Annotated in this window: 9 protein-coding genes; 4 read left to right on the top strand and 5 right to left on the bottom strand. The window is 37.1% G+C overall.

From position 1 onward, the window contains the following. Position 1: 1 nt before the first annotated feature. Together trkA and N9Y32_05385 are read left to right on the top strand one after the other, a co-directional pair. Positions 2-1,375 (top strand): Trk system potassium transporter TrkA, encoded by a 1,374-nt coding sequence (gene trkA, locus N9Y32_05390; GenBank protein ID MDB2590447.1) that lies wholly within the window; start codon positions 2-4, stop codon positions 1,373-1,375. Positions 1,376-1,388: 13 nt separating this feature from the next. Continuing rightward, entirely contained in the window at positions 1,389-2,837 is a 1,449-nt protein-coding gene (locus N9Y32_05385; GenBank protein ID MDB2590446.1) for a TrkH family potassium uptake protein, read from the top strand. On the opposite strand, the gene dinG is transcribed toward N9Y32_05385, so the two are convergent. The 3 genes from dinG to rlmE are packed head-to-tail and all read right to left on the bottom strand — an operon-like array spanning position 2,834 to position 6,487. After that, positions 2,834-4,894 (bottom strand): ATP-dependent DNA helicase DinG, encoded by a 2,061-nt coding sequence (gene dinG / locus N9Y32_05380; protein MDB2590445.1) that lies wholly within the window; start codon positions 4,892-4,894, stop codon positions 2,834-2,836. The genes N9Y32_05385 and dinG overlap by 4 nt on opposite strands. After that, positions 4,894-5,865: a polyprenyl synthetase family protein gene (locus tag N9Y32_05375; protein MDB2590444.1), complete on the bottom strand. Its 972-nt coding sequence runs from the start codon at positions 5,863-5,865 to the stop codon at positions 4,894-4,896. The genes dinG and N9Y32_05375 overlap by 1 nt, the downstream gene beginning before the upstream one ends. 4 nt (positions 5,866-5,869) lie before the next feature. Beyond that, positions 5,870-6,487 (bottom strand): 23S rRNA (uridine(2552)-2'-O)-methyltransferase RlmE, encoded by a 618-nt coding sequence (gene rlmE / locus N9Y32_05370; protein MDB2590443.1) that lies wholly within the window; start codon positions 6,485-6,487, stop codon positions 5,870-5,872. A 91-nt stretch (positions 6,488-6,578) separates the two neighbouring features. Here rlmE and typA point away from each other — a divergent pair, with 91 nt between their 5' ends. Continuing rightward, the gene (gene typA, locus N9Y32_05365) at positions 6,579-8,384 is read left to right on the top strand and encodes a translational GTPase TypA (GenBank protein ID MDB2590442.1); all 1,806 of its coding nucleotides are present in this window, start codon (positions 6,579-6,581) and stop codon (positions 8,382-8,384) included. 77 nt (positions 8,385-8,461) lie between these two features. Beyond that, on the top strand, positions 8,462-11,518 hold the full coding sequence (locus N9Y32_05360) for an efflux RND transporter permease subunit (GenBank protein ID MDB2590441.1): 3,057 nt from the start codon (positions 8,462-8,464) through the stop codon (positions 11,516-11,518). 152 nt (positions 11,519-11,670) lie between these two features. On the opposite strand, the gene ruvA is transcribed toward N9Y32_05360, so the two are convergent. After that, positions 11,671-12,261 (bottom strand): Holliday junction branch migration protein RuvA, encoded by a 591-nt coding sequence (gene ruvA / locus N9Y32_05355; protein MDB2590440.1) that lies wholly within the window; start codon positions 12,259-12,261, stop codon positions 11,671-11,673. 6 nt (positions 12,262-12,267) lie between these two features. Beyond that, on the bottom strand, positions 12,268-12,477 hold a 210-nt coding region (locus N9Y32_05350; protein ID MDB2590439.1), incomplete at its 5' end, for a 3-isopropylmalate dehydratase small subunit.

The following is a 12,477-nucleotide window of genomic DNA, read 5'->3' as shown; positions in this document are numbered from 1 at the left end:
TATGAAAATTTTAATTTTAGGTGCTGGACAAGTTGGCGCGACATTGGCTAGATATTTAAGTGAAGATAATGACAATGATGTTACTATTATTGATAAAGCTGAAAGCAACTTGCTTGATCTCCAGCGTCATCTAGATATTAAAACGATTTGTGGTCAGGCTTCTTATCCAAATATTCTTGAAGAGGCTGATATTCGCAATATGGATATGGTTATTGCTGTGACCAAATCTGATGAAGATAATATGCTTGCTTGTCAAATGGCACATACACTTTACCAGGTTAATAAAAAAATTGCCCGTATACGAACTGCAGAATACCTCCATCGAAAAGAGTTATTTTCTGATGATGCTGTCCCTATTGATTTTGTGATTACGCCTGAAATTTTAGTGACTAACTATATTAAGCGAGTGGTAGAAGAGCCCGGATCTGAGCAAGTATTTGAATTTGAAAATGGATTGGTACAATTGGTTGAAACTAGGGCTTATGCCGGCACCCCTATTGTTGGCCATCCTATTAAGGAATTACATAAGCATTTGCCTAAAATACGCATGCGTATTGTGAGCTTGTATCGCAATGGTCGAGCAATCCCCGCTTATGGAGACACGGTAATTAAAGACGGTGATCGTGTTTATTTCGTTACTAAAAAAAGCAGTGTTTCTAAGGTACTTAAAGAGTTTAGACGACTAGATAAAGCCTATAAAAATATTATTATCGCCGGTGGTGGACGTATTGGTCTTAATTTAGCCAAACACTTACAAGCAAATCATCGAGTTCGTATTATCGAAATGGATAAAGATCGCGTTAAAGAAATTGCCGATGAATTAGAAAATGTATTGGTGCTTCGAGGCAATGCTTCTGATGAAGAGTTGTTATTGGAAGAGGGTATCGAAAATACAGATTTATTTTTAGCTCTTACTGATTCTGATGAGATCAATGTTATCGTTTCTATTTTGGCAAAACGTCTTGGTGCGCATAAGACAATCGCTCTTGTTAAGCGAAATGTTTATGAAGATTTAGCAGAACAGAGTGAAGATGTAGATATGGTTATCTCGCCAGATCAAATTACCACCAGTGGCATCCTCGCTCATATTCGTAAAGGGGATACAATGATGGTGCATTCATTGCGCCAGGGTAAATCAGAAGCGATTGAAGTGATTGTTCATGGTGATAAAGACCATTCAGATGTGGTGGGTCGATCTATTGAAGAAATTAAACTACCTGATGGTGTAGTTGTGGGTTCTATTGTGCGTAATAATGAAGTTATTATGGGCTCAAGAAAAGTAGTGATCAAAGAAGATGATCATGTGCTTTTAGTATTAACAGATGTGAACAAAATTCATGAAGTTGAAGAGTTGTTTGCAGGCTATTTTGACTAAACTGGGATAAATTATGCAATTTAGTATTGTTTTTAAAACTATTGGTTTACTGCTGATGGTCTTTAGTTTAACTCAACTACCTCCTGTTGTTGTAGACCTGATTTATCAACAAAATGAAGCCTCATCATTTCTAACAGCATTTGCACTCACGTTAACCAGCGGATTATTACTCTATTTGCCTTTTAGAAAATCCACTAAAGATTTTAGAATTCGTGAAGGTGTTCTAGTGGTGGTGAGCTTCTGGTTTGTTTTGTCACTATTTGCAACAATTCCTTTTTTACTGTCAGAGTCTTTGCATATGACTTTCTCAGATGCATTTTTTGAGTCAATGTCAGGCTTAACAACAACAGGTGCGACTGTTTTATCAGGCCTTGATGATTTGCCAAGAGCTGTTTTGTATTACCGTCAACAGCTGCAATGGCTTGGTGGCATGGGTATTATCGTTTTGGCGGTGGCTATTCTACCCATGCTAGGTGTTGGTGGTATGGAGTTATATCATGCTGAGTCTAGTGGAATTTCTAAAGATAGGCTAACCCCAAAACTCACACAGACTGCTAAAGCATTGTGGAAAATTTACTTAAGCCTCACACTTGTTTGTGCATTGGCTTATTATTGGGCAGGAATGAGCGTGTTTGATGCTATCGGACATAGTTATAGCACTGTTGCTATTGGTGGATTTTCTACCCATGATTTATCTATTGGATATTTTGACTCTATCGCTATTGAATCAGTAGCCATTATGTTCATGTTTTTAGCTGGTATTAATTTTTCCCTGCATTTCTTTGTTTGGCGAAAGAAAAATATATTAGAATTTTTTAAGGATTCTGAATTTAAGGCCTATGTCTTAATATTGAGTGCCTTAAGCTTAGTAATCTCAATCGAATTATGGAATGAGGGTTATTATAAAACAACAGAAGATGCGCTTAGATATGGTGTTTTTCAAAGTATTTCAATGGCAACTACTACCGGATTTGCATCTACCAATTTTTCATTATGGCCATTTATGCTTCCAGTACTACTCATTTTTGCCAGTTTTATAGGTGCTTGTGCTGGATCAACAGGCGGTGGTATTAAGGTGGTTAGAGTGCTTTTAATGTTTAAGCTTGCCATGAAAGAAATCAAAAAATTTATCCATCCTAATGCACAGATTAATATCAAGCTAAATCAACGAAGCGTTGCCGAAAGCACCTTGGTTTCAGTATGGGGATTCTTTTCACTTTTTGTCATTGCTTTTGTTTTCATTCTAGTGGCGCTCATGTTTTCCGGTATGGATCAAGTTAGTGCTTTCTCAGCAGCTACTGCAAGTATTAATAACCTTGGTCCAGGTTTGGGGAGTGTGGCAGAAAATTATGGCTCTATTAGTGAGAGTGCCAAGTGGATTTTGAGTTTTTCAATGCTGTTAGGGCGCTTAGAAATCTTAACGTTAATGGCGTTGTTACATAGAGCTTTTTGGCGTTTTTAAGATTCGATAACGACGTTGTAGTTTGGTAAGGCAGCTAATAACTGCTTGCCGTAAAATTTACTCACTAAACGATTATCAAAAATAGTAATTTTTCCCGTATCAGTTTCAGTGCGAATTAATCGGCCGCAAGCTTGTATCAATCTTAGCGATGCGTCAGGCAAAGAAATCTCCATAAATGGATTTCTATTTTGAGATTGTAAATAGTCAGCTAAGGTTTTATCGATTGGCGATGTGGGTACGCTAAATCGCAGTTTGACAATTACAACGTGAGTTAGGTTGTCACCTTTAAGATCAACACCTTCAGCAAAGCTATCTAGTCCAAAAATGACACTACCTTCGCCATTTTTTCGCAGATTAATATGCTTTTCTAAGATAGTTTTTTTTGGGTACTCACCTTGAATGAAAAGACTACAGTCGAGTTTTTTCTCAATCATATCGGCTACCATTTGCATTTGCTTGTTGGAAGCAAATAAAACCAAAGTACCTTCCTGCGTATCAATCCGCTTAAGAAGCTGACTGGCAACCTCTTTGGTATGATCAAACACTTGAGTAGGGTTAGCTTTAAATTTAGCAATAATAAAATCAACTTGGTCAAATACAAAAGGAGAGGGTAAGCGTAAATACTGATTCTCAGATTTTTTAAGCCCTAGCTGCTTGTTGAGTCGATCAAAACTGCCTAATGATGATAAAGTTGCAGAGGTAAGGATTGCGCCAGAAGCTTTCGACCAAATTAGCGCATCTAAATTACTAGATATGTCTGTTTGCGCACTAAATAGACTATAGTTAATTTTTTTATTAGCCAATGTATTTTTTTCAATCCATCTAGAATGAGGAGATTGAGAATTATCATCACTTTTTAAAAAAGAAGATAGCAATTCTACAATGCCTGCAAGGTGTTGTTCACATTCGCCACTAGCGGTATTAATTGTGTCACTAATGCTTTTATCTAGAACTTTTATTTTCAGATAATTAGACCAAGATTCTCTTAATGTAGAAAATTTATTTTGTATGTTAACAATACCAATGAATAGGTTTTTTGCGATATCTTTAATAGGTTGATCGACCATACCTTGATCAAATAAATAAATATCTTCATCAAAATCTAGGGTTTTAAGCAATATATTGAGATCAGATAAATAATCATCAATTTGCTTGATATTAATATCGGGCACATCTTGCTCAGTAATTTTGCATATTTGATCACTCACACCTTTGGCTTGGCGAATACTAGTTTTAATGAATTCAGTGCCCGTACTCAGTGAAAAATGCGATAGCGCCTTACTACTTAAGTGATGCGCTTCATCAAAAATAAAGATCGAATCATCAACGTCAGGCAGTACTGTGTTTCCTGAAGCCAAATCTGCTAATACCAAATCATGGTTGGCAATGATTACATCTGCCTTGGTGATTTGCTTACGAGCCTTGAAAAAAGCACAATCTTGATAAAACTCACAACTTTTTGCAGTACAAGTAAAGCGATTACAATTAATTTTTTGCCAAATACTATGATCAGGTGCACGCATTAGATCGTCAATCTCACCGCTCCATTTCTTGGCAGAATAATCCTCCAAAAGTTCACCCATTTCTTCTAACTGATATTTACCGGGAGGCTCATCAAATAATAAATCTGAATTAAAAAGCCCGTCGTCTGAAGTGCTATCTTCACACAGATTGATTAGATTTCGAATGCAAACATATCGAGATCTTCCCTTGACTAAGGCATATTCAAAATCAACTTGACAATATTTTTGAGCCTCAGGGATATCCTTTAATAAAAGCTGCTCTTGTAGGGCAACATTCGCACTAGAGACAATTAATTTCTTTTTATTGGCCTTGGCAATGGGAATACTACTAAGAAGATAGGCGAAAGTTTTCCCTGTTCCTGTAGGCGCTTCCACACATAAAATTTTATTAGAATTTTGATAATCTCCACATAAGGTTTTAGAGATTTCAGCAATCATTTTGTTTTGCGAAGGTCGCACGATAAAATCCGACATATCAGACTTTAACGTAATAAATGAATCTCGAATTTGAGCTTTAAGTTCGTCAGATAACACTATGACTTACGTGCCAAAGATAAATCACATAATAGAATTAACGCATCTTTGTAAGGCGATGGATCAATACTGTCTAATGAGGATTTAGCTAGATCTGCAGATTTTTTTGCTTGCTTACGAGTGTATCCAAAGGCATCAACTGATTGTAATATTTGTACCACTTTAGTAATCTTGGTGTTATCAGCATTGTTAATTGCATCTTCTAGTAATTGCTTGTCCGCACCTGATGTATTTGCCAAAGCGTAGATCATTGGTAGAGTGGTTTTACCTTCGCTTAAGTCATCACCCACTTCTTTACCCATGGTGTCGCTATCTGACTCATAGTCTAAAACGTCATCAATAATTTGAAAAGCATTGCCTAAATGTAAGCCGTAATCTTTTAAAGCCTGCTCTTGAGTGTTATTTGCTTCTGAAAGAATGCCACCAATTTGTGTTGCTGCTTGGAAAAGTACCGCAGTTTTACGTTCGATTACTTGATAGTATTCATCTTGCGTTAGAGTCGAATTTTTACAATTGAGTAATTGTAAAACCTCACCCTGGGCAATTTCATTAGTGGCTTTAGATAAAATTTGCATGATTTTCATTGAGCCTGGCTCAACCATCATTTCAAACGACCTTGAATATAAAAAATCTCCCACCAAAACACTGGCAGCATTTCCCCAAACCTCATTAGCGGTATTTTTTCCACGTCGTATTGATGATTCATCGACAATATCATCGTGCAACAAAGTGGCAGTATGGATAAGCTCAATCACTACCGCCATTAAACGATGATGCTCACCTTGGTAGTGAGTGGCACGCGCACATAATAATAGTAATAGTGGGCGAAGACGCTTGCCACCAGCGCTAATAATATAACTACTGACCTGGTTAATCAGAGCAACATTAGAGCTTAGGCGTGAATGTAATAAAACATCTGTTTGTGCTAAATCTTCTTTTAGTAGCGTCTGGATGTCGTCAAAATATTTCATCCGACTATTTTAATCCATTTGCCAGTAAATATACTTCTTTAGATCGTGATCTTGATGCTTTAGGTTTACGAATAATAACTTTGTTAAAAGCCACCTTACAAGATTTAACATATTCATCGAATCCAGCGCCTTGAAAAACTTTGATAAAAAAAGTCCCGTTTGGTGTTATTGTTTTAATAGCCATATCAAGTGCGAGTTCGCATAAATACATAGATTTAGGAATATCAACTGAGAGCTGGCCACTCATATTAGGTGCCATATCACTTAAAACAACATCAACTTTTTTACCTTCTGTTAAAGCTAAAAGCTCTTCATAGACTGAATTTTGAGTAAAGTCACCACAAAGAAAATCAACGCCATCAATGGGATCAATATCTAGGATGTCACTTGCAATTACTTGTCCGCTATTACCCACCATGTTGATAGCCACTTGGCTCCAACTACCAGGAGCGGCACCCAAATCAAGAACCCGATCACCAGGCTTGATAAACTTATCTTTAGCAACTGCTTCTGTTAGTTTGTAGACGGCTCGAGATCGATACCCTTCTTTTTGAGCTTTTTTAACGTATTCATCGCTCAAATGCTCACTCATCCAACGACCCGAAGAACTTTTTTTACCCATAAGTCTTAAGTGATTGATTCACATTAATAAATGATAATATTATAGGAGAGTTAGGGGATAATAGTGTCTTTTTCGAATCACCCTCAAACGCATGAATACTAAACTTAGAAATATTGCCATTATTGCCCACGTTGACCACGGTAAAACGACATTGGTTGACAAACTATTGGAGCAATCAGAAACTTTCGAGGAGCGCTTTGAGTCAACAGACCGTATGATGGACTCAAATGATCTTGAAAAAGAGCGCGGCATTACGATTTCTTCTAAAAATACAGCGATTAAGTGGAAAGATTACCATATTAATATTGTTGACACCCCGGGACACGCCGATTTTGGTGGTGAAGTTGAGCGTGTATTATCAATGGTTGATTCGGTATTACTATTAGTAGATGCACAAGAAGGGCCAATGCCGCAAACGCGTTTTGTGACTAAAAAAGCATTTGATCAAGGTCTGAATCCAATTGTTGTTATTAACAAGATTGATAAAGATGCAGCTCGCCCTGACTGGGTAATCGACCAAGTATTTGATTTATTTGATCAACTAGGTGCGACTGATGAGCAGCTAGATTTCCCTATTATTTACGCTTCAAGTATTAATGGCTATGCTACATTGGAAGACGACGTGCGTGAAGGCGATATGCTTCCAATGTTTGAAACTATTGTTGAAAAAGTAGCTGCGCCAGAAGTCGATGTTAACGCACCATTGCAAATGCAAATTTCAGCATTAGATTATTCATCATTTGTCGGTGCTATTGGCATTGGCCGTATTACTCGTGGTACCATTAAAAAGAACCAACAAGTAGTTGTTGTGGGTGCAGATGGCGTTCAGAGAAAAGCTAAAATCGCTAATTTACAGGGATTTTTAGGCTTAGAAAAGATTGATGTTGGCTCTTCTGAGGCAGGTAATATTGCTTGTATTACAGGCATTGAAGGTCTTTCAATTTCAGATACTATTTGTGATCCTGAAACTATAGAAGCATTGCCACCACTAAGTGTTGATGAGCCAACTGTATCAATGGCCTTTAGAGTTAACGATTCGCCATTTGCTGGCCAAGATGGAAAGTATATTACTTCAAGAAACATTCGCGACCGTCTAGATAAAGAGCTTATCTATAACGTTGCACTTCGTGTTGAAAACACAGAAGATCCATCAGAGTTTTTAGTATCTGGTCGTGGTGAGCTTCATTTATCAATACTTATTGAAACTATGCGTCGCGAAGGCTTTGAATTAGCTGTTGGCCGTCCTCAAGTTATTTTAAAAGAGATTGATGGCGTTACCTGTGAACCATTTGAAGACTTAAGTGTTGATGTTGAATCTCAGCATCAAGGTACGGTCATGGAAAAATTAGGTGAGCGTAAAGCAGAGCTAACCAATATGCAACCTGATGGAAATGGCCGTGTTAAGCTTGACTTTAATATTCCTGCACGTGGCTTGATTGGCTTTAGAACAGAGTTCTTAACAGCAACAACTGGATCAGGCTTGATGAACTCTACTTTTGATGCGTACAAGCCTCAAAAGCCAGGCAACATTGGTCAGCGTGCAAACGGCTCACTAATTTCAATGAACCAAGGTAAGGCAGTTGCTTATGCAATTTTCAACTTACAAAAGAGTGGCAAGTTTTTTGTAGAACATAATACGGAAGTCTACGAAGGCATGGTTGTAGGTATTCATGCACGTGATAAAGATTTAGTGATAAATGTCATGAAGGGTAAGCAGCTAACTAACGTTCGTGCCTCCGGTACCGATGAGGCAGTATCGCTAACACCTGCAATCAAGCTAGATCTTGAGCAAGCTTTAGAGTTTATTGATGATGACGAGTTGGTAGAAGTAACGCCAAACAACACACGTATCCGTAAACGCTTATTAAAGGAAGTTGAGCGTAAACGCTCACGATAAGTAATTTTTCTGACACATCAAAGTATAAGGTTTTGACGCTTGTATAAGGTTCAAAACCTTTGGTATAATCTTGCGTTATGAATGGTTTACTTGATTTTTTAGTTAGGCAGAAAAAATTAGCATTGGTTTTTAGCATCAGTGTTATTGCACTTGGACTTGTTAGTCTTAACAACATACAGCGTGATCAATTTCCTGCTGTAGATTTTGAAGTAATGACAATTGTCACCAGCTATCCAGGTGCCTCTCCAGAGGATGTCGAGCAAAATATTACCAATGTCATTGAGGATGAATTAAGCGGTGTCACAGGCATTGATAAATTTACCTCAACCTCTCGAGCAGGCGTGTCTTCAATTATCATTACCTTCTCACAAGATGTCAGTGATTTATCTGAGCTTAAGCAAGAAGTTCGTAATGTTGTTAATCGCATTAAGTCACTACCTGAAGAGGTCGTAGATTTACCACGTGTTATAGACCGTAAGACTTCCCGAAAAAGCATTATAAAAATCAGTCTTAGTAGCGAAGAAATAGATTACGCAGAATTAAGAGGCATAGTTGATGGTATTGCTCAATCGATAGAGTCGATCGAAGGTGTATCAGAAGTTACTAAAGATGGTTATTTAGATAAAGAAATCCAAATACGTATTGATCCAGAAAAACTTTATCAATATGAGCTTTCCTTGCCACAAGTAATGAGTGCAATTACCCAAAGAAATCAGCGTTACACTGTGGGCAGCAATCATAATGATAAAAATGAAAAAACCATTGTTGTATTGTCTAAATTTGATGCAGCAACTGACGTCAGCGAGGTTATTGTTAAATCTACGTTTGAAGGGTTGGTCGTTAGACTTAAAGATATTGCAGTTATTGAGTCTGGAAATGTAGAAGAAAAATCAATTGTCCGTGTCAACGGTAAAAAAGGTTTTGTTCTGCGAGTAAAAAAACAAGCACAAGCTGATGTCATAACCACAGTTGATTTGGTTAAAGCGTACATGGAAAAAACGGGCGGCAAATATAACAATCAGTTAGATATTTTTTATTCATCTGACTTGTCTCAATACGTACGTAACCGATTAGATATTGTGACCAATAATGGCTTGATCGGATTGTTATTAGTATTAATAGTATTGGGTGCATTTTTATCTTTTAAAACCGCATTTTGGGTTGCAGTTAGCTTGCCTGTATCGTTATTAGGTACAGTGGCATTATTAGGTGCAACAGGCGAAACCATTAATCTTATCTCACTAGCAGCCATGATTTTGGTACTAGGTATTGTGGTGGATGACTCCATCATTGTGGCAGAAAGTATTTATCACTATAAGCAAACTGGTGAAGATAACTTTAAGTCAGCCGCTCATGGTTTTAGGCGCGTTATTATGCCGGTAGTGACAACAATCTTAACAACAATTTTAGCCTTCTCTTCGATGTTTTTAATGGGAGGCATGATGGGTAAATTTATTTACGTGATTCCACTGGTAATTATTTTTGCACTCACCTTGTCTTTTTTAGAGGTATCACTCGCATTACCTGCACATTTAGCCGGATCAAATGAAAAGCAAAAAAAGCATAATTGGTTCGAATATTTTGAAAACAAATTTGAAGTTTTTTTATCCAAGATATTAAATTTTCACTATTGGATAATAGCAATTTTTAGTGTAGCTCTGGTAATTTCAATTTATTTTGCAAGTACGCAAATGAAGTTCACCTTGTTCCCTGCAGTGGGCGTTGATACAATTAACGTTCGCATGACAATGAGCGCTGGTTCATCGCTAAACAATACAGAAGCTAAGGTCAAGCAAGTAGAGGCATTAATTGATCGAATTGTTGGTGATGATTTAGTTTCAGTGACGTCAGATGTGGGTAAGTATTTTACACACAAGGCAAATATGACCATTGAACTATTGCCAGCCTCAGAGCGTGATAAAAGCTCCAAAGATATTCTAAAGAATTTAAAAGCGAGTAAAAATGAGATAGACCAAGTAGAAAAGTTAAAATTTTCAGTGAGAAGACCTGGTCCTCCACAAGGCGAGGATGTAGAAATTAACTTGGTCAGTCAAGCAGGCTCTGAAAATCTCCAAGCAGCTAATAAACTTGAGCAAATTTTATTAAATATTTCAGGCGTTGATAATGTCAATAGAGATGATGAGCCTGGAAAGGATCGAATTGAAGTAAAACTTGATTTTGAAAAAATGGCGCGCCTTGATATTGATTTTTCAACCGTTAATCGATATTTACGAGCTGCCTTTACTGGTATTGATGTGACCAACATTCGCGAAGGGCAAAACGATGTTAATTTTCGACTTTATTTGGGCGATTTGGAAAAATCAGAAGTCTTTATAGAATCGTTAAAAGTAGTCAATAAAAAAGGGCGCGTCATTCCACTAGTAAATTTTTCTAGTATTCGTCAAATCATCGGTGAGCCTGATTTTAATCACTATAACGGCCTTAGATCTATTATGGTTAGTGCTAGTGTTAATGATGAAAAGACATCTACCAGCGAGGTAATGAAAGAGGTTTTACTACAACTTGATCTGGATAATAATTTTCCTTCTGTGCGAGCTATTTCTGAAGGTGGTGCTAAGGAAACCGCGAAATCCATGGATAGCTTTAAGCAAGCGTTCTTAATGGCGGTTATTGGTATTTTCTTGTTACTGGTCTTGTTGTTTAATTCATATACGCAGCCATTAATAATTTTAAGCGCCATTCCATTTTCAGTTATCGGTGTTATTTGGGCATTCTTTTTGCATGGAGAGGCATTAAGCTTTTTTGCGATTTTAGGAGTCTTAGCACTGGTTGGTGTTATTGTGAATGATTCGTTAGTGCTTGTATCGCATCTTAACTACTTGAAAGACAAGGCCTTAGAAGAACTAACCATTCATCAGTGGATTGTTAAAGGTGTTAAAGATAGGCTTCGCGCCGTTGTACTGACAAGCTTAACAACGTTGGCAGGTATTATCCCATTGGCTTACGGTCTTGGTGGTACAGACCATCTCTTGCAGCCAATGGCACTCGCACTTGGCTACGGGTTGTTATTTGGCACTCTGATGACAATGATCTTATTACCATGCCTATATTTAATGAATTATGAAATCATTAAATGGCTTGAAAGATTCAAAAAGAAGAGGATTGGTTTATAATTTTTTAATATTTTGAAAATATCCAATATTTTGTAATAAATTAAGAATTTTGACTATTAAATAGCCTTTTTAAGCCTTTTCTAGCTTTTTTTACTTAAAATAAACGGATAAATTTCAAAATTCGCATTATTTCCAAAATTTTATAACCAGTCTTACTTATTTTGTAAAGCTTTACGAATGAGTTCTTCCGTTGACAGAGTGTCGTCTTTAATAGCTGCTAGCATTTTTTCAGCTTCTTTGGCTTTAAAACCAAGTGCTTGTAAAGCTTGGGAGGCTTTTTGAGTATTTGGATTGATATTCATACTGGCTGTCACAAGTTGATTATTTGAGCCATGCAGTTCTAGCTTAGCCAAACGATCTTTGAGCTCAACAATAAGCTTTTGTGCAGTTTTTTTGCCAATACCTGGTGTTTTGGCTAATAAAACATCATCCTCATTAGCAACTGCATTCATGAGTGAGGCGGTATTCAAATAAGACAAAATCGCAAGTGCCACTTTTGGACCAATACCGTTAACGCGAATTAACTCTCTAAAAAGTGTTTTTTCATCTTTAGAAATAAATCCATATAAGGTCTGAGCATCTTCTTTAACGTGAAAATGTGTATGCAGTGTAATTTCGCTTTGATCACCCATTTCATAAAAGCTGGACATTGGGCAAAGTATTTCATAGCCAATGTTACCAACCTCAAGCAAGATTTCAGGAGGGTTTTTTTCTAGAATTTTTCCAGTTAAGCGACCAATCATTTTTAACTATATCCAAGAATAGGTTTTGAAGTATTGTACTTCGAAAGCTTTAATCTCATCGGCATATTGCAAGGTAAGACCAATATCATCCAAGCCATTGATCAGTCGACGTTTGCGCTCCTGATCAACTTCAAAGTCATATGTTTGTGAATCTGTACGAATAGTTTGCGTTTCTAAGTCGATGGTGATTTCACTCTTAAGTGCAAATAATTCATC

The sequence above is a fragment of the Candidatus Thioglobus sp. genome, from assembly GCA_028228555.1.
Classification (GTDB): Bacteria; Pseudomonadota; Gammaproteobacteria; order PS1; family Pseudothioglobaceae; genus Thioglobus_A.
Note: the sequence above shows the minus strand (reverse complement) of the source record. Positions and strands in the feature narration are given on the sequence as shown.

What these genes read in the sequence shown, in the direction of transcription:
- N9Y32_05360 (MDB2590441.1), top strand. Translation starts at nt 8,462, where the DNA reads ATGAATGGTTTACTTGATTTTTTAGTTAGGCAGAAAAAATTAGCATTG.
- trkA (MDB2590447.1), top strand. Translation starts at nt 2, where the DNA reads ATGAAAATTTTAATTTTAGGTGCTGGACAAGTTGGCGCGACATTGGCT.
- N9Y32_05375 (MDB2590444.1), bottom strand. Translation starts at nt 5,865, where the DNA reads ATGAAATATTTTGACGACATCCAGACGCTACTAAAAGAAGATTTAGCA.
- N9Y32_05385 (MDB2590446.1), top strand. Translation starts at nt 1,389, where the DNA reads ATGCAATTTAGTATTGTTTTTAAAACTATTGGTTTACTGCTGATGGTC.
- typA (MDB2590442.1), top strand. Translation starts at nt 6,579, where the DNA reads ATGAATACTAAACTTAGAAATATTGCCATTATTGCCCACGTTGACCAC.
- ruvA (MDB2590440.1), bottom strand. Translation starts at nt 12,261, where the DNA reads ATGATTGGTCGCTTAACTGGAAAAATTCTAGAAAAAAACCCTCCTGAA.
- rlmE (MDB2590443.1), bottom strand. Translation starts at nt 6,487, where the DNA reads ATGGGTAAAAAAAGTTCTTCGGGTCGTTGGATGAGTGAGCATTTGAGC.